The 21,735-nt window shown below is 49.1% G+C and carries 17 protein-coding genes; 13 read left to right on the top strand and 4 right to left on the bottom strand.

Features of this window, described 5'->3' with window-relative positions:
• Window positions 1–35: 35 nt before the first annotated feature.
• The 3 genes from CI595_RS05065 (at window position 36) to CI595_RS05055 (ending at window position 5,315) form a co-directional block, all read left to right on the top strand.
• A complete protein-coding gene (locus CI595_RS05065) occupies window positions 36–2,087 on the top strand; it encodes a methyl-accepting chemotaxis protein (RefSeq protein WP_095172182.1) in 2,052 nt (683 codons plus the stop codon).
• Window positions 2,088–2,175: 88 nt separating this feature from the next.
• Complete coding sequence (locus CI595_RS05060) at window positions 2,176–2,811, top strand: endonuclease III domain-containing protein (protein ID WP_095172181.1); 636 nt, start codon at window positions 2,176–2,178, stop codon at window positions 2,809–2,811.
• Between the two features lie 2 nt (window positions 2,812–2,813).
• On the top strand, window positions 2,814–5,315 hold the full coding sequence (locus CI595_RS05055; RefSeq protein WP_162291811.1) for a sensor domain-containing diguanylate cyclase/phosphohydrolase: 2,502 nt from the start codon (window positions 2,814–2,816) through the stop codon (window positions 5,313–5,315).
• A gap of 21 nt (window positions 5,316–5,336) precedes the next feature.
• Here CI595_RS05055 and CI595_RS05050 read toward each other — a convergent pair whose 3' ends face one another.
• From CI595_RS05050 to CI595_RS05040, 3 genes are read right to left on the bottom strand one after another with little or no spacing between them, the layout of a single operon-like run.
• Window positions 5,337–7,514: a transglutaminase TgpA family protein gene (locus CI595_RS05050; RefSeq protein WP_095172179.1), complete on the bottom strand. Its 2,178-nt coding sequence runs from the start codon at window positions 7,512–7,514 to the stop codon at window positions 5,337–5,339.
• The gene (locus CI595_RS05045; protein ID WP_095172178.1) at window positions 7,511–8,599 is read right to left on the bottom strand and encodes a DUF58 domain-containing protein; all 1,089 of its coding nucleotides are present in this window, start codon (window positions 8,597–8,599) and stop codon (window positions 7,511–7,513) included. The genes CI595_RS05050 and CI595_RS05045 overlap by 4 nt, the downstream gene beginning before the upstream one ends.
• A complete protein-coding gene (locus CI595_RS05040) occupies window positions 8,596–9,534 on the bottom strand; it encodes an AAA family ATPase (protein WP_095172177.1) in 939 nt (312 codons plus the stop codon). Before CI595_RS05040 ends, CI595_RS05045 begins: the two co-directional genes overlap by 4 nt.
• 201 nt (window positions 9,535–9,735) lie before the next feature.
• Between CI595_RS05040 and CI595_RS05035 the strand changes: the two genes are divergently transcribed.
• The 9 genes from CI595_RS05035 to CI595_RS04995 all read left to right on the top strand — a co-directional run bounded on the left by CI595_RS05035 (window position 9,736) and on the right by CI595_RS04995 (window position 19,036).
• Window positions 9,736–10,728, top strand: coding sequence for an alpha/beta hydrolase (locus CI595_RS05035; RefSeq protein WP_095172176.1), 993 nt, complete (start codon window positions 9,736–9,738; stop codon window positions 10,726–10,728).
• A 142-nt stretch (window positions 10,729–10,870) separates the two neighbouring features.
• Window positions 10,871–11,572 (top strand): WecB/TagA/CpsF family glycosyltransferase, encoded by a 702-nt coding sequence (locus CI595_RS05030; protein ID WP_095172175.1) that lies wholly within the window; start codon window positions 10,871–10,873, stop codon window positions 11,570–11,572.
• 1 nt (window position 11,573) lies between these two features.
• Window positions 11,574–12,446 (top strand): YitT family protein, encoded by an 873-nt coding sequence (locus tag CI595_RS05025; RefSeq protein ID WP_095172174.1) that lies wholly within the window; start codon window positions 11,574–11,576, stop codon window positions 12,444–12,446.
• 225 nt (window positions 12,447–12,671) lie between these two features.
• Window positions 12,672–13,760, top strand: coding sequence for a PucR family transcriptional regulator (locus tag CI595_RS05020; protein WP_065544814.1), 1,089 nt, complete (start codon window positions 12,672–12,674; stop codon window positions 13,758–13,760).
• Window positions 13,761–13,800: 40 nt separating this feature from the next.
• Entirely contained in the window at window positions 13,801–14,487 is a 687-nt protein-coding gene (gene ftsE / locus CI595_RS05015) for a cell division ATP-binding protein FtsE (protein ID WP_018595098.1), read from the top strand.
• Window positions 14,477–15,388: a permease-like cell division protein FtsX gene (gene ftsX / locus CI595_RS05010; RefSeq protein ID WP_095172173.1), complete on the top strand. Its 912-nt coding sequence runs from the start codon at window positions 14,477–14,479 to the stop codon at window positions 15,386–15,388. Before ftsE ends, ftsX begins: the two co-directional genes overlap by 11 nt.
• A 267-nt stretch (window positions 15,389–15,655) precedes the next feature.
• Complete coding sequence (locus CI595_RS05005; RefSeq protein WP_095172172.1) at window positions 15,656–16,837, top strand: S41 family peptidase; 1,182 nt, start codon at window positions 15,656–15,658, stop codon at window positions 16,835–16,837.
• 60 nt (window positions 16,838–16,897) lie between these two features.
• Window positions 16,898–17,767 carry a DegV family protein gene (locus tag CI595_RS05000; protein WP_095172171.1) on the top strand — a complete coding sequence of 290 codons (870 nt, stop codon included), beginning with the start codon at window positions 16,898–16,900 and terminating at the stop codon, window positions 17,765–17,767.
• 216 nt (window positions 17,768–17,983) lie between these two features.
• Window positions 17,984–19,036 carry an HD-GYP domain-containing protein gene (locus CI595_RS04995; RefSeq protein ID WP_095172170.1) on the top strand — a complete coding sequence of 351 codons (1,053 nt, stop codon included), beginning with the start codon at window positions 17,984–17,986 and terminating at the stop codon, window positions 19,034–19,036.
• Window positions 19,037–19,110: 74 nt separating this feature from the next.
• Here CI595_RS04995 and CI595_RS04990 read toward each other — a convergent pair whose 3' ends face one another.
• Window positions 19,111–20,085, bottom strand: a complete 975-nt coding sequence (locus CI595_RS04990; RefSeq protein ID WP_095172169.1) for an AraC family transcriptional regulator — start codon at window positions 20,083–20,085, stop codon at window positions 19,111–19,113.
• Window positions 20,086–20,300: 215 nt separating this feature from the next.
• Between CI595_RS04990 and rhaB the strand changes: the two genes are divergently transcribed.
• A complete protein-coding gene (rhaB, locus tag CI595_RS04985) occupies window positions 20,301–21,701 on the top strand; it encodes a rhamnulokinase (RefSeq protein ID WP_095172168.1) in 1,401 nt (466 codons plus the stop codon).
• Window positions 21,702–21,735: the final 34 nt, after the last annotated feature.

Genomic DNA, 21,735 nt, shown 5'->3' with positions numbered 1-21,735 from the left:
AGGACCGGCCGATGCCATGATCTTGGAGGAGAACAATGTCTGATATTTCAAGTAGAGAAAATAAATATGGTAACGAGCCTGTGAAAAAGAGAAAAAAATCTGTTTCCGGGAAGATCATCAGGAGCCTGCTGTTGGTGCTGACTCCGTCACTGGCTATTTTAATTGTTATTTCCTGCATAATGGCAGCGGGTGCTATCTCAGACCTTAATGAAAAACTTTTGGATGTGCAGACAGATTATGCGGTTTCTGTTGTGGATGATTTTTTCAGCAGTAAAATTGCGTCAGTCAGTATGTTTGAGGAGAATGCTGTTTTACAGGATTACTTTGAAGCCGTGCATACGGCGGAAGATATCGACCGGTATGAGGGTAGGGATGTGGTGATAAAAGAACTATCAGGGGCATTGGAGCGTATGTCTGACCAGATGGTTATGCAGGTATGGTCTGCGGACGAGAGGACGGACAGATACTTTCTTTCAAGCGGTGAGACAGTGGATGCAAATCTGGAAAACGTCATATGGCGCCAGTCCCTGCTTGACGGGAAGAAAACTGTGGTGTCAGAGCCTTACCTGGATCCCGCCTCAGGAGAATCGATCGTGTCTGTGGTTTCGCCGGTTTTTTCTGAAAACGGTGTGGATATTGCAGGTTATGCAGGTTTCGATGTCTTTGTGAGCAGTTTGTCACAGCTTCTCTCAGAGATAAAGGTGGGGGAAGAGGGATATCTGGAGGTGATCTCCGACGATTCAGATTACATATACAGCGATGACCCCACAGCAATGGGAAAAAATGTGGAGGAACTGGATATATCCAATGACTACAAAGAAAAAGTAAAAAGCAGTTACAATGGAGTTGTGGATTTTCATTACAGTGATACTGCCTATATCTCCATGTTCAGAAACTGCGAAACAACAGGCTGGCTGGCCGCTGCCACACTGCCTTTGTCAGAGGTCAATGCAACCCGGAATCATCTGATCGCTGTACTTGTGCTGCTGTCTGCTGTCATACTCGGACTCCTGGCAGTTATTGTGATAGCCGTTACCAGCAGGATGATGAAGCCCCTTGCGGAGATCAGCAGCAATATGGAGGAGTTTTCCGCCGGGAATCTGGAGGTTACGATCAAAGAATACGGCAATGATGAGATTGGACGTATGGCTGGCAGCATCCGTTCCTCTGTCAGTACGCTGAAAGAAATGATACATGATATCACTCATATTTTGAGTGAGATATCACATGGCAATCTGGATGTGACGGTAAATGGCAGTTACATCGGTGATCTGCGGTTCATCCGGGAGGCGCTGGAACAGATCATTGAGTCACTGAATGTAACGCTGGGGCAGATCAATGTCTCCGCGGAACAGGTGTCCTGTGGTTCAGAGCAGGTTTCAGAAGGTGCCCAGTCCCTTGCCCAGGGCGCGTCGGAACAGGCGGGCGCAGTGGAAGAGCTGGCAGAGAGTATCGGGGAGATCTCCGCACAGATCGCCGCTAATGCGGAGAGCGCCGCAAAGGCCAGCCAAAGAGCTGCGGATGTGGGCCGGGAGGCGGCTGCCAGCGACACCCGTATGCAGGAAATGCTGGCGGCAATGCAGGAGCTGAGAGAATGTTCACGGGAAATAGGCAATATCGTCAAGACGATTGAGGACATTGCGTTCCAGACCAATATACTGGCGCTGAATGCCGCTGTGGAGGCAGCCAGAGCCGGGGAGAGCGGCAGGGGATTTGCTGTAGTTGCAGGGGAGGTGAGAAACCTTGCCAACAAGAGCGCGGAGGCATCCAGAAACACCACGGTGCTGATAGAGAGTTCCTTGAGAGCCGTGGAAAATGGAGCGGTGCTTGCGGACGAAACCGCAAAGACACTGAAACGTGTGGTAGAAGGAGTTGGCGGGGTGGCTGACGCCATTTACAAGATCTCAGAGGCATCCGGTGAGCAGGCCCATTCCGCAGAACAGGTATCACAGGGGATAGAGCAGATTTCCGGCGTGGTCCAGGTAAACTCCGGTACCGCGGAGGAGAGTGCTGCCGCCAGCGAGGAGCTTTCCGCCCAGGCGCAGATCTTAAAAGAACTGATTGGAAAATTCAGTATCAAAAAATAACGTAACAGAAAAAGGAGAAAAGCGGAAAAACTATTCAAATAGCCCCATCTTATGCAGCCTGAACAACGATTAGAAAGGAAAAGAGACTATGACGAAAGAGAAACTGGCACTGGAAGTAGTGGAACGGTTAAAAAAGGAATACCCTGATGTGGGATGCACCCTGGATTATGACCAGGCATGGAAGCTGCTTGTCAGTGTCCGTCTGGCAGCCCAGTGTACAGATGCCAGAGTCAACGTGGTAGTACAGGATCTATACGCAGAATATCCAGATGTGAATGCACTTGCGGAGGCAGATGTGGAGGATATTGAGCGGATCGTGAAGCCCTGCGGCTTGGGAAAGAGCAAAGCCAGGGATATCAGTGCCTGCATGAAAATATTGAGGGATGAGTACAGCGGCAGGGTGCCCTCTGACTTTAATGCCCTTCTGAAACTGCCGGGAGTGGGGCGCAAAAGCGCCAATCTGATCATGGGGGATGTGTTCGGGGAACCGGCGATCGTGACAGATACCCACTGTATCCGCCTGGTCAACCGCATAGGTCTTGTGGACGCCATAAAAGACCCTAAGAAAGTGGAGATGGCCCTTTGGAAGCTGATCCCCCCTGAGGAGGGCAGCGATTTCTGCCACAGGCTGGTGTTCCACGGCAGAGATGTGTGTACAGCCAGAACAAAACCTTACTGTGAAAAATGCTGCCTGCAGGATATCTGTCAGAAGAATGGTGTGTGAGGATGAGCAGTTTTACGATTGTACCGATCATTGCGCTGTTCTGTTACCTATTTTTGCTGATATCCTTCTTGGCAGCAAAGAAGGATGCGGCGATCTACGCTTTTATGGAACTTTTGCTGACCATGGTCATATGGGCCAGCGGTTCCCTCTTTATGAGGCTTGCCTATTGGCCCTCCGAGGGTTTCTGGTTTCATGTTTCCCTCACGGGGCTTTTGATGATTCCGCTTGTTTTCTACCGCTTTCTGAAAAGATTTCTGCGTGTTGAAAAGTCGTACCATATCCATTTCTGGACGGCAGCGATCATTCTCATGCTGTTGGTGAATTACAAATACAGTATTTTTGTGCAGCCCCCGGAGGTCCTGAGCCTGGGAAACGGCAGTAATGCCTATGTTTACCATTTGCGCTGGCAGGTGGTGATCCCGTTTCTGGTGGAGGGCGGGGCTTTGTTTGCATGCAGCCGCATGGTATATGAGAACAGCAGAGAAAATAAATTTGCAGGAAAAAGTTTAAGGCCGGTGTGGTTGGGGATCGGGGCGCTGGCACTGGGACAGATAGGGATTGCCCTTCCGGTGTTTCGTGGTTTTCCCATTGATATATGTTCGGGTATTGTCATGGCGGTCTGTGTGTATTATGCGTTATATCAGAAGCGCCTGTTCCGTCTTGACCTTCTGGTGTCAAAGGCTAACTGTTTTGTGGCAGCCTTTGTGATCTCCACGCTCATTTTTTATAGTTTCATCCCGAATTATAACGCGGCTTTAGAGAAATATTTTGGATTTAAAGAGACGCAGCTTACCATGGTCGCAGCACTCAGTATGGTCCTGGCAGCAGTATTGATCTATTTTATCATCAAGGCAGCCCTTGATACCGTCTTTGAAAAGGATGAGATCACGCAGTCCAGGTGTATCGGAGAATTCAGTACAGGGGTCTCCTATCTGACAAATGTGGGAGAGATCCTGGGACAGCTGATGCAGACCATAGAAAAAGCAGTGCCGGCTGAGGCGGTCCTTATTTTCCTGAAAGATGAAGCCGGGGATTATGTGCTGACACAGGGAAACCAAAAGACAGAGGAAATATCCTGTGTCATACCAAAGGATGAGAAGGTTTTTGGCCTGCTGAGAGAATCCGGGGGATGCATTCTTTCAAGAGAGCACAGGAATACACCGGAATATAAAAAATTCATGGCTGAGATACGCAGAAAAATGCCCAAATATAAGATTGAGTGTATTGCCGGAATAAAAGATGATGAACAATATCTGGGACTGATCTTTCTGACCGGGAAAAAGAACGGGGAGAAATACACTGCCGGAGACCTGAATTTCTTTGAATCAATTAGCTCAGTAGCGTTTATCGCCATACAGAATTCCAGGCTTTATGAGAAAGCGTATCAGGAGGCCAGGAGGGATTATCTGACCGGAGCAGCCAACCGCAAATATTTTTATGAGGTGCTGGAACAGTGCTGTGAGAGCCAGACCTATGCCTTTGGCTCCATCATTATGATCGATGTGGATGATTTTAAGCTGTACAACCAACTCTACGGCACGGGGGCGGGGGATGATGCCCTGAAGCGGATCGCAGAGATCATCCAGGCAGAGGTGGGAAAAAAGGGAATGGTGGCCAGATATTCCGGTAAAGTTTTTACCGTCATGCTTCCCGGGACCACGGAGGAGGAGGCAAAGGCGGTTGCAGACAGGATATCAGAGCAGGTGCGGGAGATGAATTCTACATCCGGTGAAAATGCCATGAAGATCCTCACCGTGAGCTGCGGGATTGCTTTGGGGGTCTGTCCCATCCACGATTTCCACGATCTGATCGGCCATGCAGACACGGCGGTCTATTATGCAAAGAAGGCCGGGAAAAACAGGACAGTCATTTATAAGGAAGGCAACGGCGGGGAGCGCCCTTCACAGATGGGGTACCAGCCGGGTGTTTATTCCGACTACGCGCCGACCATCTATGCGCTGACAGCTGCCATTGATGCTAAGGACCACTATACCTTCAGCCATTCGGAAAATGTGGCTTATTACGCAAGGGAACTGGCGAGAGCTTACGGTATGAATGAGGAGGGGCTTAAGATCATCTATGAGGCAGGGCTTCTTCACGATATCGGCAAGATTGGGATTGAGGAGAGCGTTTTGAATAAGCCGGGCAGGCTTACCCCCGAAGAATATGAGAAAGTGAAATCCCATGTGGAACTTTCCATCGGCATTATCCGGCACCTGCCCTCTCTGGACTATGTTATACCGGCTGTGATAGGCCATCATGAGAGATATGACGGAAAAGGGTATCCACGAGGCATAAAAGGGGAAGAGATTCCCCTTATGGCCAGAATTCTGTGTGTTGCGGATTCCTTTGACGCCATGGTCACTGTGAGAAGCTACAAGCCCGGAATAGAGGTGGAGGATGCCCTCCGCAATCTGGAGGAGGAATCCGGCAGACAGTTTGATCCCAGGCTTGTGCCTGTTTTTGTCAGATGTGTCAGGGACGGTATCATTGAGATCCGCTGAGTGAGCGGATGGATGCCGTACCTACCGCAGGCGGTACAGCATCCGGCCTGTGCGGGAGCAGTTGTTTTTATACTGCTTTTCCAGGGAGCGGATATAGGCTTCCATATATAAGACGGTTTCCGGTGAAGCCTTCTGTCCTCCATAGCGGATTTGGCGGAAGATCCGGAACAGATCAGTCAAGGCTGCATCGGGCGCATCAAGGGCACCGGCGGCCTTTTCTTCATATTCCAGAAGGGTTTCTCCCTCCTGGAATGGCAGGTTCGACAGTTTTCCAAGCCGGAAGAGTTTATCCATGAGGAAAAGTATCTTTTGGTAGTCATCCATAGAGGCATAGGCTCTGTGCCGCATGAATTTCCGGAACAGGAGAACAGCAGTCCCAAGAACACAGGCAGCAGCCAGAAGGATAAAAATGGGAAGGAGCTTTAAAAGTGTGCGCAGAAATCCTTTGTATAGGCCTGCTGCTGTCCGGGGCTCATCCGCAGGGGTGTCCTCTTCTCTGTTCTGTGCAGGGGAACCATCCATACTGCCGGGCGTGCCTGGAGATGAAGGGGAAGAAGCGTCCTCGGGGGCATGTTCCTCCCAGCCGGAAGCCGTGTCCGAAGAATATCCGGGGGTGGGGTCAAAAGGCACCCAGCCTATTGGCTCCAGATAAGCTTCGGCCCAGGCATGGGCACTGGACCCCCCAAGATGTATCTGGGTGTTTTCCGTGTCACAGGTACGGTCTGTGGCAAATCCCTCCACGTATCGGGTGGGAATGCTGCGGCAGCGCCCAAGTATGGCCATGGCTGTGGCAAAGGAAGTACAGTAGCCGGTCTTTGTGTCAAAGAGAAAGACATCTGCAAAATCCCTGCCCTCCTCAGGAGAGTCCACAGTGGTGGTATATTGATAGCTGCTCAGGTATGTGCGGATGGCTTCCAGCTCTTCGTAGGGGGTCCCGCAGCCGCGGGTGATCTCTTTGGCCAGATCGTAAACCCGTAAAGGAAGGTCTTCGGGAAGGGCAGTACAGGATCTATCGCTGTGAGAGGCCGGGGCCTCTGTCAGTAGTTTTCGGAAATCGTCACTTTCATAATTGATTTCCAGAAACTGCACTTCATAGGTAAATCCAACCCCTTTGGCTTTGGGAAGAAGAATGGTGCCCCCAAAAGTGTCCGGTTCCAGCGCGTCCGGCAGATGAAACCGCCAGGTATTCGGCGCGTGGAACAGGCTTTTTGTTTTCAGTCCCTCGAATTTTATTTCCACTGTACACAGATGGGTCAGAGAGCGGATCTCCTCATCTGTCAGCCCGGAAGTGGTCAGTGCTTCGTTTATCTGCCTGTATTGTTCCCGGTATTCTCTCGTGCCGTTTTTGGGGGAGAGGGGGCCTTGTTCCCAGGAGGTTCCCGTGTAAGTGTCGTAGACCGTTCCCTTCAGGTACAGGGGCGATTTGGTCCGGTCCCCGGCAACGGAGATCTGGGCTTTATTGGATTGGACCAGACTGCCGCCAAGGTTTCCCTTAGAACTGTATCCGGTATGGGCCAGGGAATAAGTACCTGAGGTGCCGGAGAAGAGATAATCCAGGCTTACGATCAGGGCAGCGGCTTTTTCCTGTACTGCGTCCGCCGCATTGCGGATTCTCTCCCAGCGGATGGGGGTATCCTTTACAGGGAGCAGGCTGAGCAGAAGAAGAGATGCCAGAAAAAGCGGGGCAAGGAAAAACACATCCTGTTTTCCCACTCCCTTTTTCCGGCCTGCAGCTTCCGCCAGAAACAACATACAGCAGAAAAATACCAGGCAGATAGTCCACTTTGACAAAGGAATTCCTTCGACCCCGTAATAAATAAGGCAGGCCAGTTCTGACGCAAGGAGAGGCAGGGCCAAATACAGGCGGCGGACTGCAAAATAACAGTAAACGGACGCGGCGATGCAGGCGGTTTCCATTGCCAGGAAGGGCAGGAAAAACTGCGGGTCCCTGTGGGTGAAATGGAAAAAGAGCAGAACCCCAAAATGCAGGATGACCAGAAGAAGACCGGCAGGAATGACAGCCTCTTTCTGAACCGCATAGTGGAGAAGAAAACAGAAAAGTACGGCACACACAGTCAAAAGCAGTGAAGGCCAGTTCAGATCCCAGAAAGAATCAGCCAGCAAAAGAAAGCCTGTACAGAGACAGGCTCCATGGAGACTTTCATGATATCTTCCAATCAATTCACGGTATCTTTTCATAAACGCAACTCTCCTGCATTAATACACAGCACTTCGTTTCCAAGCAGGCGGCTCTCCCGGGCAGCCTCTGTAAGAGCCGGTGTCAGGGAGGCGGTGATGAGAATGTATGCCCCGGTACCTGCCAGGCGGGCGGCATACCGGCTCCACACTTGTTCAAGGGGAAGCGGGGACTCAAAGGCCATATCTGCGCATTTTTCATAAAAGGCGTCGAAACCGGAGCGGACATCTATGAGTAATTCCCTGAGCTCCGAATCCATATAGACCACCCGGACCGGGATCTTTTTCAGATAACAGTCCTGCAGAAAGGAGAGGGCAGCTTCCAGTATATTGTCCTCTGTCTGCAGCCGTTTTTCCGTATCCCCTTGGATTGGATATAAGTCCAGTATAACGATCGTTTCAAACAACTCCTCCGGCATCTGTTTTCGGACAAGAAGTTCTCCGGTCCTGGCAGAATTTTTCCAGTGTATGTATTTTTTGGAGTCCCCGCTTTGATAGCGGCGTACTTCATAGTCGGGCAGGTTCTGCAGACGCGTGGTGGGGAACAGCGTGTTTTTCGGGTCCTTTTTCTGCAGTGCTAGATTCAGGCGCTCCAGAGGAAGAATGCGTGGTTTAGCGGTCAGGCGGACCTGGGACATCATAGGATAAGTGATGGTAAAAAGACCCAGAAAATCCGTGACGGTGACACTTTTCACACCAACGGGATAGGTGCCTCTGTATTTACAGTACATTTTCGTATCCATCTGTTTCTGCGTATGGGGGAGAAGACAGAGATGGTCCATTTTTTGTTCTGAGCTGTCATGCTGCATTCTGACCATATCCGTATAAAAGTGCAGGGTAATATCGGTAAATGGCAGAAAGTCCTCATTGCCGAGAATAAGGCGGTAGGGTACTTTCTCTCCTTTTACCACAAGGTGTGATACATCCTGGACGATCTTAAAACGGTAATACACATAGGCAGAGTAAAGCAGGGCCAGCAGCGGCAGCAGCAGGGCAAAGTAGAAGAGCAGATAGGAAACTGCCTTGCCCTGAAAGCTGACCAGCACGGTGCTGCCTATGAGAAAAAGCAGATAGGCGGCTTTTTTCACAGGACAGGTACATGAGCTGCGCGCATGGCTTCCTGCAGCATCTCCTTTTCCTTTTTTCCCTCCAGCCTGGCCTCGGAAGACAGGATCAGCCTATGCAGGAGCACCGGAGGCGCCAGAGCCGCAATATCTTCAGGCGTGGTATACATGCGCCCCTCCAGATAGGCACGGCTTTTGGCAGCCCGCACCAGGGCAATGGCGGCTCTGGGGCTTGCACCCAGGGATAAATATCTGCTTTTTCTGGTATTTCTGGCAATTTCTACCGCGTAAGCCATCACATCATGGTGTACGGTGACTGTTTTGATCTCCTCTTTGATACTTATAAGTTCCTCCCTGGTACTGACCGGGCCGAGCTTTTTCAGGGGTTCTCCGTTTACCATGCGCCGCACAATATCCGCCTCGTCTGCAGGGGTCTCAGGATATCCCATGGAGATCTTCATCATAAACCGGTCAAGCTGTGCCTCCGGCAGACGGTAGGTGCCAAGCTGTTCCACAGGATTCTGTGTGGCGATCACCATGAAAAGCTCAGGCAGTGCATATGTGGTGCCGTCCACTGTGACCTGCTGTTCCTCCATGGCCTCCAGAAGACTTGCCTGGGTCTTGGGGGAGGTGCGGTTGATTTCGTCGGCCAGCAGGATGTCATTCATTACAACACCGGGAACATAACGGAATTCCCCGGTCTGCATCTGGTACATGGACATGCCGGTCACGTCCCCCGGCAGGGTATCAGGGGTAAACTGGATTCTGGCAAAACTGCACTGAATAGACTGGGCAAGCGCTTTTCCCAAGGTTGTCTTTCCCACTCCGGGTACATCCTCCAGAAGAAGGTGGCCGTCGGAAAGTAGGGTGACCAGTGCCAGTTCTATGACCCTGCGTTTCCCCACAATGGCAGATTCCATGTTGTCCATGATCTTTTTCAATATTTCTGACTGAGGCATATAAGATCCCCCTTGTTTTTCGTATAGTATTATAATAACAAAGTAAAGGAACAGTGTAAATGTTTAAAAAAGCTTTTATCTGCCCATTATTGCTTATTGTCCGCGGGCTGCCCTGTGAAGCGCAATGGTTATTGCGCAGCAGAAAAAAAACAGGTATAATGTATAAAATATGACAAAATACTACAAGGTGACAGTAAAAATATGCGGAAGAAAAAATGGATAAAAAGACGGGCTGTTGTGTTGGTCATACTGCTTGTGCTGTTGGTGTTTGCAGCGAATATCGTGGTGGATCTGGCATTGGTTCCGGAGAAGATGGAACAGACCCAGGCTTTTGAAGATATAACCAAGGACAGTTACGAAGCCCTTGTCCAGACAGATGACATTGAACAGAACAGGATGTCCAGTCTGGAGAAAGCAAACCAGTGGGCGCAGACATCTGACAGCCAGGAGCTGTCTGTGACAACGCAAGACGGATACCGTCTGATCAGCAGGGCGTTTTACCAGGAAGGTGAGAGCCATAACTGGGTCCTGCTGCTCCACGGTTATACCGGATGGAAAGAGGAGATGTACCCCATTGCCTATGAGTATGCCAAAAGAGGATATCAGGTCCTGGTGCCGGATATGCGGTGCAGCGGTGAGAGCCAAGGCGATTTCATCGGTATGGGATGGACCGACAGACTGGATAATCAGCTGTGGCTTGAGATGATCCTGGATATGGATGAGCGTGCACAGATAGTCATACACGGACAGTCTATGGGAGGTGCCTGCGCGCTGATGATGGCCGGGGAGGAGCTTTCGGAACATGTGATCGCGGCAGTATCCGACAGTGCGTATACGGATGCTTACAGTATTTTTAAAAAGCAGTTAAAGGACTGGTTCCATATCCCCGGATTTCCCCTGGTGGACGGTGCCAGCCTCATGCTGCAGATGCGCGGTGGCTATAGTCTGAAAGAGGCCTCTGCCCTGGAAGCTGTGAAAAAAAGCACCATTCCCCTTTTGATCATTCATGGGGAGGAGGATGCATTTGTACCTGTGGAGATGGCTTATGAACTGTACGATGCGGCGGACTGTGAAAAAGAAATCCTGATCGTGGAGGGCGCGGGCCATGCACAGGCACCCGACAAGGCACCAAAAGAATACTACGAAATCGTATTTTCTTTTCTGGAAACGCATGGAATGACCGGTTTTGGCTGAAAATACAAAGTGTAGGAAAAGGGAAGGGAAGAATCCCTGGATGTGCGGCTTGAAAAATCTCTGCCTGTCTGCTATAGTAGGTAGATAAAGCGCGTGTGAGGTGCTGTACAAGGTACTGTAATAAGATTACTGGAGAAATATTATGCATGAAAGAATAGAGGTACTGGGCATTTCCGTGGAGAAATGTTATGTGGAGGACGTGATGGAATACGTCAATGAGAACTGGTTTAACGAGACGCTTTCCACTTATGGTGTTATCAATATGAAGCTGCTCATGGCTGCCCAGGAGGATGAGAAGCTGAAAGAATATATTGGGATCCTGGACAAGGCTGTGGTGGATGAGCCGGAGGTTTTAAAAGCGGCAGGGGTTGAGGACCAAAGGCTTGAGGAGGAGGCTGCCAAGCATGGCTTCTTTTCCACACTGTTCTGGTTTTTGTCCCATTATAAGAACCAGGTCTTTTTACTCGGAGAGACCGAGGAGGATACGGAGACATTCTATCATTATGTGAAGGATAAGTATCCTGATATTGTGATACTGGGAAAAGACAGTCTGGAGGAGGCTCATGCGGACCAGGTAGACAGGATTATCAATGAGATCAACTCTTTCAGTCCCCAGGCGGTCCTGACTTGTTCCAGAAACATGGGGATCGAACGTTTTGTGGCAGATAACAGGAAGATGATGAACACAAAGATCCTGTTCTGTCTCGGGGAGCGTCAGGAAATCCAGAAAGAAGTCGGATTAAAAAAGGGCTGGCTGGGAAAACTTTTGGAAAAGAGTACATTTAAAAAGCTGGTCTCACAGTATAATGAGGAGAATGAGGACTCGGGAAAAGGAGAAGAGTAACATGCTTGCTGAGAAAAAAGGAAATTGGCGGGCATATGTGTATATACTGATTGGGACGGCTGTGATGGCCGTCTCAATCACTTCTATTTACGACCATATGCAGATGGTGACCGGGGGCTTTTCCGGTTTAGCCATCATTATAAAATCTTTGACTGAGAATCTGATGCCCGGCGGGATCCCCCTGTGGCTCACCAATGCGGTACTGAATGTCCCCCTGTTTTTCCTTGGGGTGAGCATCAAGGGATGGGGATTTACAAAAAAGTCTATTTTCGGCGCCCTGGCTCTGTCCCTCTGGCTTTTTCTGATACCGGAACTTCCCATCATACCCGATGATATGCTGCTGGCAGCCTTGTTCGGGGGTGTGATCATGGGCGTGGGGATCGGTTTTATTTTCCTGGGACAGGGTACCACAGGCGGAACCGATATGGTATCCGCGCTGATACAGCACAAGATGCGCCATTATTCCATTGCACAGATCCTCCAGGTGGTGGATGGGGCTATCGTCATACTGGGCGTGTTTATCTTTGGGCTGCAGAGGGCACTCTACGCGGTGATCGCTATTTTTGTCACCACGAAAGTGACTGACGGCTTCCTGGAAGGTATGAAATTTGCCAAGATCGCATTTATCATCACTGACCTGCACACAGAGATGGCAAATAGCCTGATGGAGGAACTGGAGAGGGGCCTGACCGGCATATCTGCCAGAGGCATGTATTCCGGTGAGGAGAAAACCATGCTCTTCTGCGTGGTCGGTAAGAAGCAGATCGTGCGCTTAAAAGAGCTGGTGACCAAGACAGACCCCAAAGCCTTTGTTATCGTGACCGATGCCCGTGAGGTGATCGGGGAAGGATTCCACAGCGGGGAGGAGATGTAAGGAATCCTTCCAGAAGCCGCTTCCACAGGGGGATTTGGGCGTAAACAGAGTTGTGAAAAGAAAAGGGAAAATGTGAACAAAATGTTACATTTTGAAAAAAAGATGTAATATTTAACATTTTCTCTTTATTTTTTTTCGATTCTGTATTAGTATATAGTGTAGGGTTTTTTGTTTTTATGGGATGGAAACAGAGAAGAACACTATATAATGAAAGAAGGAAAGAGAATGATATCAAACCAGGTACTACAAAACACTCTGGACGGGCTGAAAAGCATATCCAGAACAGACTTCTACATCACGGACATGGAAGGGAAAGTGATGGCATCTACTTTTTCTGAGAATGTTTGTGCACAGGAGGAAGTCCTAGCTTTTGCAAATTCCCAGGCAGACAGTCAAGTGATTAAAGGATATCAGTTCTTTAAAATCTACGATGACCATCAGCTTGAGTATGTGCTGGTTATCAATAGCGCCGGAGACGATGTCTATACACTTGGAAAGCTTGTGGTTTTCCAGATCCAGGGACTGCTGACCGCATACAAAGAGCGGTTCAATAAGGATAACTTTATCAAGAACCTGCTTTTGGACAATCTGCTTTTGGTGGATATCCATAACCGCGCGAAAAAGCTGCATATCGAAGTGGATGTGCGCAGAGTTGTATTTATTCTGGAAACAAACCAGGATAAGGATTACGGCTCCCTGGAAAATATTAAAAATCTATTGGGCGGCAAAACCGGGGATTTTGTCACTGCTGTAGATGAGAAGAGTATTATCATTGTGAAAGAGCTGACTGCTACGGATAATTATCCGCAGGTGGACAAGATCGCTAATATGATCCTGACCACTCTCGGTATCGAGAAGGACGGCAGGACCCACATTGCCTACGGTACCATTGTGAAGGAGTTAAAGGAAGTATCACGCTCCTACAAGGAAGCCCGCATGGCTCTGGACGTTGGTAAGATTTTCTTTGGAGACAGAGAAGTGATCGCTTATAGTTCCCTAGGCATCGGCCGTTTGATCTACCAGCTGCCGATTCCTCTTTGTAAAATGTTTATCCGTGAAATTTTCGATGGAAAATCACCGGATGACTTTGATGAGGAAACACTGACCACCATCAACAAATTCTTTGAAAACAGCCTGAATGTCTCAGAGACATCAAGACAGCTGTACATACACAGGAATACTCTGGTATACCGTCTGGATAAGCTCCAGAAGAGTACCGGCCTTGACCTGCGTGTGTTTGAAGATGCCATAACATTTAAGATAGCCCTGATGGTGGTAAAATATATGAAGTATATGGAGACACTTGATTACTGATATCCGGGGAAGCGGGTGTCAGGAACACAGGAGGATATTTATGATTGATTTAAAGGGCGTGAGTAAAGCATACAGTAAGGGCCAGCCGGCTCTTAACAATGTGTCGCTTCACGTAGAGAAGGGTGAATTTGTTTTTATCGTGGGCAACAGCGGTTCGGGTAAATCCACTCTGATAAAGCTGCTTTTGAAGGAACTGGATCCCACAAGCGGGTCCATCACGGTAAACGGACAGCGCCTGGATAAGTTAAGACGGAGAAAAGTGGCAAAATACCGCAGGGGAGTCGGTGTTGTGTTCCAGGATTTCCGTCTGCTTCGTGACAGGAATGTCTATGAAAATGTAGCATTTGCGCAGCGGGTCATTGAGCGCCCCACACGTGTCATTAAAAAGCGCGTGCCTGAGGTGCTCACCTTAGTGGGCCTGGCTGAAAAATACAAATCCCGTCCGGACCAGCTGTCCGGCGGTGAACAGCAGAGGGTTGCCCTGGCAAGGGCACTGGTGAACCGGCCAAGCATCCTGCTTGCGGATGAGCCAACCGGTAATCTGGACCCTAAGAACTCTTTTGAGATCATGAAGCTGCTGGAAGAGATCAACGAGCGCGGTACAACCGTTCTTGTCGTTACACACAACAGGGAAATCGTAAACGCATTCAAGAAGCGGGTGATTACCATGAAGAAAGGCGTCATTGTAAGCGACGAACAAGAAGGTGGATATCAGTATGAGAATTAGTACAATAGCATACATATTAAAACAGGGTGTGAAGAACATCTGGAGAAATTTAAGATTCTCCCTTGCTTCTATCGCCACCATGTCCGCATGTATATTCCTGTTTGGACTGTTTCTTGCACTGGTAATGAACTTCAGATATATCGTCCACACAGCGGAGGAAGGCGTAGCAGTTGTTGTATATTTTGATGAGGGAACAAAACAGGAACAGATTGATGATATCGGAAAGAAGATCCAGGCCCGTGATGAGGTTGCGGAAGTAAAATACATCTCTGCTGACCAGGCATGGGAAGAGTTCCGCGATGACTATCTGGGCGGCGACGAGGCACTGGCAGAAGGATTCAGAAACCAGGATAATCCTCTTGCCAACTCAGCAAACTATCAGGTATATCTGAAAAATGTTGAGGAGCAGAGCCAGCTTGTAGAGTATATTGAATCCCTTGACGGTGTGCGCAGTGTCAGCCAGTCACAGTCAGCCGAGAAGACCCTCTCCACATTTAATAAGCTGATCGGTTATGTGTCTCTGGGAATTGTATTTATCCTGCTGGCAGTTGCCTTCTTCCTGATCAGTAATACCATCACCATGGGTATTTCTGTACGCCAGGAAGAAATCGGGATCATGAAACTGATCGGAGCGACCGACTTCTTTGTAAGAGCACCTTTCGTGATCGAGGGTATTCTGCTGGGTGTTGTAGGGGCAGCGATCCCTATGGGAATTCTCTATGTGCTCTATAACAGAGTCATAGAGTTTGTAATGACAAAATTCCATTTACTGTCAGGATTCCTTCAGTTTTTGGATGTATCCCATGTGTTCCAGATCCTGCTGCCGGTAGGTGTGGGACTTGGTATCGGCATTGGTTTCATTGGTAGTATGATTTCCGTAAGGAAACATTTAAGGGTATAAGTTATAAAGTACAGAAGAGATGCTGCTGAATGTATGTTTCCTCCCGCGTTAGCGGGAGGATCTGTTTGGCAGTGTCTTCTTTTTGTTTTGACAAAGACAATTTTATAAGGAAAGGAGTAACTGTTCAGTACCCTCACAGTTGCAGGCAAAAATCCATGCAAGATCGCCTTTGGCGATGGGATTTTTGCTTGGCCGTGGTACACTTTCTTACGGCCAGCGCAGTGAATGCGCAGACCTACTGAATAGTTACGGAAAGGAACTGAAAGCGTGGACAGAAAGAAATATATCAAAGGTTTTCTGCTGGGTGTTCTCTGTACAGCCCTCATAGGCGGCGGAGTGCTGGGGTTTCTGTGGTTTCAGGACCAGCAAGGTGTCTTGAATGGTTCTACAGTGAAGAAGGCAAAAGTGATCGAGGACATCATAGATGAGTATTATCTGGAGGACATTGACGAGGAAGAACTGGAATCCTATCTGTATAAAGGACTGGTGGCAGGACTGGGTGACCCTTATTCCGGATATTACACCTCTGAGGAGTACGCCAAGCTCAACGAGAGCACAGAAGGTGAATATCTGGGTGTGGGCGTGGTGCTGCAGCAGGAGGCGAGAACAGGTATCGTCACCATCACCAGATGTTACGAAGGAGCACCAGGAGCCAAGGCAGGGCTTCTGCCGGGGGATGTGATCTACACCGTAAATGGGGAGACGACCACAGATAAGGAATTGTCAGAGATCGTTAAATTGATCAAAGGTTCAGAGGGTGAGACCGTCCGTCTGGAGATCGCCAGAGAAGGAGAGAGTGACTATGTGAGCCTGGATATTCCTTTGGAACACGTGGAAGTGCCCATGGTGGAGCATGAGATGCTGGAGGACCATATCGGATATATCCAGATCTATGAATTTGCGGAGGTGACGGCTGCCCAGTATGAATCCGCATTCCAGGATCTGCAGAGCCAGGGGATGGAGCGCCTGATCGTGGACCTGCGTGATAATCCGGGCGGTCTGCTCATCTCCGTGTGTGATATCCTGGAGCAGATTCTGCCAAAAGGACTGATCGTTTATACCGAAGATAAGAATGGGAACAGAAAGGAATACACCTGTGACGGGGAAAATGAACTGCAGATTCCGCTGACAGTGCTTGTCAATGACAACAGTGCCAGTGCGGCGGAAATTTTTTCCGGTGCAGTACAGGATTATGGAATCGGAAAACTGGTAGGCACCACCACTTACGGAAAAGGGATCGTACAGATGCCCATTCCCCTCACAGACGGAAGCGCAGTAAAGCTCACCATTGCCAAGTATTATACACCGAATGGCCGCAACATCCACGGTACGGGAATCGAGCCGGATGTGGAAGTGGAGCTGGATGACAGCCTCCGCCAGCAGGTGACAATAGAGAAATCCCAGGACAATCAGCTTCAGAAGGCCATAGAAGTGGTAAAGGGAATGTAGTTGAAGAGACGGTCAATCCGTGGTAAACTGTTAAAAATGGGAAAGTGAGGGAGACAGCGTATGAGTGAATATGTAATTATGACGGATAATACAGTGGATATGCCCTTGTCATGGTTTAAGGAACATCAGGTGGATTATCTCTGTCTGTCCTGTAACATGGACGGAGAAATCTACGACAAAGAGCATGTTATAGAAGATAAAGAGTTTTACAGGCGTATGAGAGCGGGCTCCATGCCCACCACATCACAGGTAAATCCCACAGCAGCGGAGGAGATCTTTGAGTCTGTACTCAAAGAGGGCAAAGATGTTCTGTATCTGGCATTTTCATCCGGCTTAAGCGGAACCTATAACAGCTGCCGCGTTGCCGCAGAAGAGTTAAGGGAATCTTACCCTGACAGAAAGATAGAGGTGATTGACACCCTGGCTGCATCCATGGGGGAAGGCCTGCTTGTATGGTATGCCGCAAAGATGAAAGCGGAAGGCAGGTCCATGGAGGAAGTGGCACAGTGGGTAAAGGAGAACATCCTTCACACCTGCCATGTCTTCACCGTAGATGATTTAAACCATCTCTACCGGGGCGGACGTGTCTCAAAAGCCACAGCGGTACTGGGGACTCTGGCCAATATCAAACCAATGCTCCATGTGGATAACGAAGGGAAACTGATACCTGTGGGAAAGGTCAGAGGACGTAAAAAATCACTGGCAACCCTGGTTTCCATGATGGAGGACCGGATTGGAGATTACAGGGGTAAAAATGAGATCGTCCTGATCAGCCATGGTGACTGTGAGGAAGATGCAGCGTACGTGGCAAAGCTTGTGGAGGAAAAATTTGGCATTACCAATGTGATGATGAACCCCATAGGCGCCACCATAGGCGCACATGCCGGCCCGGGCACGGTAGCTCTGTTTTTCCTTGGGGAGTACAGATAGTCCTACGGTTAAGGACAGTGGCCTGTGTACAGTAACTTGTGCGGTTACAAAATTTGTAATATTGGAGATAGTGCTTGACAGTTTTTAGCAAGAGAAGTTAAACTGATAGAAGTGAAGGATTTACCAAGGAAAAAGTGTATGAAAGGATATATGCACGATGGAGAATAGACATGGGAGTTCTTCTGGGATTTTTCGGGAGGAGGCATTGGGGCGTTTATGAACAGCAGACAGACAATTCTGATTGTAGATGATGTGGAAATGAATCGTGCGATTCTGGACGCTACTTTTTCGGAAGATTACAGAATTTTAGAAGCTGAGAACGGAAAGCAGGCCATGGAGTTTATCATGGAGCAGCAGGACAGGCTTGCAGCCATACTGCTTGACGTAGTTATGCCGGTTATGGACGGGTTTGAAGTGTTGGAAGAAATGCAGAAACTGGACCTTACGCATAAGATCCCTGTCTTTTTGATCACAGCTGAGAACTCTCAGGAGGTTCTGAAGAGAGGATATGAACTGGGTGTTGTGGATATTATCGGAAAGCCTATCATTCCTTTCTTTATCCGTCGGCGTATCGGCAATGTGATACGGCTTAACAACATTGTGAATGAACAGGAAGCTCTGCTCAGGGAACAGGCACAGGAGATCAGGGAACTGAACAGTTCCATCATTGAGACCCTCTCCACTGCCATTGAGTTCAGAGACTGCGAATCCGGGGAGCATGTTACCAGAATCCGGGATCTGACCATGATCCTTTTGCATGTCATCAAAGATCTGGACCCCTCCTGCAGGATCGAGGAGAATGATCTGCCTATGATAGCAGACGCGGCAGTCATGCATGACGTTGGCAAGATTGCCATTCCTGACGGTATTCTCAACAAGCCGGGCAGGCTTACTGCTGAAGAATTTGAGATTATGAAGACACACACCGTACGGGGATGTGAGCTTCTGGACAGTGTACCGCGGTTCCGTGAGAACCCTGTATACAAATATGCGTATGATATCTGCCGTCATCACCATGAGCGATGGGACGGACGCGGGTATCCGGACGGACTGAAGGGTGATGAGATCTCCATACAGGCGCAGGTCGTGTCTGTGGCGGATGTCTATGATGCCCTGGTCAGTGACCGTGTATACAAAAAGGCATATCCTCATGACACGGCCTATGAGATGATACGGAATGGGGAATGCGGCTGTTTCAGCCCCCTTCTGATGGAAGGACTCAGCAGAGCAAAGGATAAGATGAAAGCTCTTTATAAGAGAGAAGGATAAAAAGGTGCATCCGCACCGGCGTTGGATGAATGGACGCCGGGGGATGCACCTTTTTTGATAGTGCTGCCGTAAGGTCAGCGGGATTCCGGTTCTCTGGTCAGGCGGTAGCAGCGGGGGGACATTCCGAAGCGGGCTTTGAATATCTTATAGAAATAACTGAAATTATGATATCCCACGTTCAGTCCGATATCTGTTACGGACAGGGAAGTATTTTGAAGCAGGTAGGCAGCCTGATTCAGCCTTTTATCCTGCAGCAGGTCCTTGTAATTTTTCCCTGTGTGCCGCTTGATGACACGGCTCAGCCAATAAAGGTCATAACCCAGTTCCCCTGCAAGCTCTGACAGTTCCCCGTCACTGTAATGTTCCTCTATGTATCGGAAGACCGTGAGCAGCAGTTCCTGTTCATAGTTTTCCTGGCCGATCTCAGCCTTGTCGATGTAATTCATGAGCTGCAGAAAGAGGAGTCCCATGGTGACCTGATTGGAGCTGCGTTTGTTTGGCTGTTTGTTGTGCAGAGTCCAGATGAGATTTTCCACCAGATTCTGGATGGGCAGAATGTCTGCCACTTTAAAATGAAGGTAATTTACATTCTGGCTGCCGGTCTTCAGACATTCAATGATGAAGGTGCGCAGCATATTGTCCTCTGTGCCTATCATATCTAAGGGCTGCCCGAAAAACTCAGGCAGTATGATGAAATTGACGGCGATATCATCGTACCCTGCAGGATAGATTTCCTGGGTGGCAGTCTGGCTTAAAAAGAGAAGCTCCCCGGTGCCAAGCAGAACTTCTGCGCCGTTAATGATATGACGGGTGCTGCCTGAGCACATATAGATCATTTCCACGTAATTGTGGTTGTGTTTTGGGAAATGTACGAACCGGGTGTGAGGACGGATCTGCAGGAGTTTTCCGTGCTCCAGAAGTTTTTTGTTGTCAATGGTCATGGAATGTTCCAGATTGTAAATGGAGGGATTGATCTGCTTCTGCCCGTTCAGCAGGGCCTGTTCCTCCGCCGTAATTTTTTTCAATTCTCTTAACAATTCCTGGTTCATGGTTTCCTCCGTTTTTTTTCTGCTGTCTGCCCATAGAGAGCAGTTCTATGTTTTTCGGTAACTGTGAAGGTACTGAACAGCTATATTTATAGTAATACGGCAGAGAAAATAATGCAATCGGCAGACTGCAAATAAGGTTATAAAATTATGCAAACGGTGTACTTTTTCTTTGTCCTCTTTTCCGATAAGATGAGAATATAAGGAGGTCGGAAATCATGACAGAATATTATCTGGCGGTGGACATCGGCGCGTCCAGCGGCCGTCACATTCTGGGACATATGGAGCAGGGCCGCATGGTGATGGAGGAGATGCACCGTTTCTATAACGGACTGACCGTAAAAGACGGGGAAGCCTGCTGGGACCTGGAACAGCTGTTTGAGGAGATCAAGATTGGTCTTAAAAAGTGTGGAAAGGCCGGGAAGATACCTGTGAGTATGGGGATTGACACCTGGGCTGTGGATTTTGTGCTTCTGGACGGGAACGATCAGGTCCTTGGAAACACGGTGGGATACAGGGATAAAAGAACAGAGGGGATGGACAGGCTTGTCCGCCGGGTTATTCCCGAGAAAGAGCTGTATGGAAGGACCGGGATCCAGAAACAGATATTTAACACCATTTACCAGCTTATGGCTGTAAAAGAAAAACATCCCGATCATTTGGAAAAGGCAGAGGCCATGCTGATGGTACCGGACTATTTTCAGTTTTTGCTCACCGGTAAAAGGGCGTCAGAGTATACCAATGCCACCACAACTCAGCTTGTAAGTCCAAAAACAAAGGACTGGGATTTTGAACTGATTGAAATGCTGGGGTATCCGAAACATATTTTTCAGCCTATTAAAAAACCGGGTACCGTGCTGGGGACGTTCACGGAAGAAATCCGGAGGGAAGTGGGCTTTGACTGCCAGGTCATTCTGCCTGCCACCCATGACACAGGCTCCGCGGTCTTGGCTGTGCCTTCCAACGAGGAAAACGCCCTGTACATAAGCTCAGGGACCTGGTCTTTGATGGGAGTGGAACGAAAAGAGGCAGACTGTACGGAGGAGAGCCGCAGGCTGAATTTTACCAATGAGGGCGGCTATGATCACCGGTTCCGTTATCTGAAAAATATTATGGGGCTGTGGATGATACAGTCTCTCAAGAAAGAACTGCAGGATGCGTATTCTTTTGCGGAGCTATGTGAAATGGCATCCCAGGAGAGGATCCCCTCCCTGGTGGACTGTAATGACAGCCGTTTTCTGGCCCCGGAGTCTATGACAGAGGCAGTGCAGGGATACTGTAAAGAGACAGGGCAGCAGGTGCCCGAAGCCCCGGCACAGCTTGCAGGCGTTATATATAGAAGTCTTGCGGACTGCTACGGCAAAACGGTGCGGGAGATTGAGACGATGACAGGGGTACGGTATAAAAATCTCCACGTGGTGGGAGGCGGCGCAAACGCAGCGTATCTCAATCAGCTCACAGCCGCCAGTACCGGAAAAACAGTCCTGGCAGGTCCCACAGAGGCCACGGCCATCGGCAACCTGATGGTGCAGCTCATGGCAAAGGGTGTGCTGGCAGACTTAGAGGCAGCCAGGCAGTGCGTCTATGACTCATTTGAGATTAAAATATACGAACCGTAAATAAGAGATGCAAAAGGATTAAATGTAAAGTCAG

It is taken from the genome of Blautia hominis (genome assembly GCA_002270465.1).
GTDB lineage: Bacteria > Bacillota > Clostridia > Lachnospirales > Lachnospiraceae > Blautia > Blautia hominis.
The sequence above is the reverse complement of the archived record's forward strand: the minus strand, read 5'-3'. Positions and strand labels throughout refer to the sequence as shown.

Coding starts and splice junctions, on each gene's coding strand:
- CI595_RS05065 (WP_095172182.1), top strand. CDS start 36: ATGTCTGATATTTCAAGTAGAGAAAATAAATATGGTAACGAGCCTGTG.
- CI595_RS05060 (WP_095172181.1), top strand. CDS start 2,176: ATGACGAAAGAGAAACTGGCACTGGAAGTAGTGGAACGGTTAAAAAAG.
- CI595_RS05055 (WP_162291811.1), top strand. CDS start 2,814: ATGAGCAGTTTTACGATTGTACCGATCATTGCGCTGTTCTGTTACCTA.
- CI595_RS05050 (WP_095172179.1), bottom strand. CDS start 7,514: ATGAAAAGATACCGTGAATTGATTGGAAGATATCATGAAAGTCTCCAT.
- CI595_RS05040 (WP_095172177.1), bottom strand. CDS start 9,534: ATGCCTCAGTCAGAAATATTGAAAAAGATCATGGACAACATGGAATCT.
- CI595_RS05035 (WP_095172176.1), top strand. CDS start 9,736: ATGCGGAAGAAAAAATGGATAAAAAGACGGGCTGTTGTGTTGGTCATA.
- CI595_RS05030 (WP_095172175.1), top strand. CDS start 10,871: ATGCATGAAAGAATAGAGGTACTGGGCATTTCCGTGGAGAAATGTTAT.
- CI595_RS05025 (WP_095172174.1), top strand. CDS start 11,574: ATGCTTGCTGAGAAAAAAGGAAATTGGCGGGCATATGTGTATATACTG.
- CI595_RS05020 (WP_065544814.1), top strand. CDS start 12,672: ATGATATCAAACCAGGTACTACAAAACACTCTGGACGGGCTGAAAAGC.
- ftsE (WP_018595098.1), top strand. CDS start 13,801: ATGATTGATTTAAAGGGCGTGAGTAAAGCATACAGTAAGGGCCAGCCG.
- ftsX (WP_095172173.1), top strand. CDS start 14,477: ATGAGAATTAGTACAATAGCATACATATTAAAACAGGGTGTGAAGAAC.
- CI595_RS05000 (WP_095172171.1), top strand. CDS start 16,898: ATGAGTGAATATGTAATTATGACGGATAATACAGTGGATATGCCCTTG.
- CI595_RS04995 (WP_095172170.1), top strand. CDS start 17,984: ATGAACAGCAGACAGACAATTCTGATTGTAGATGATGTGGAAATGAAT.
- CI595_RS04990 (WP_095172169.1), bottom strand. CDS start 20,085: ATGAACCAGGAATTGTTAAGAGAATTGAAAAAAATTACGGCGGAGGAA.
- rhaB (WP_095172168.1), top strand. CDS start 20,301: ATGACAGAATATTATCTGGCGGTGGACATCGGCGCGTCCAGCGGCCGT.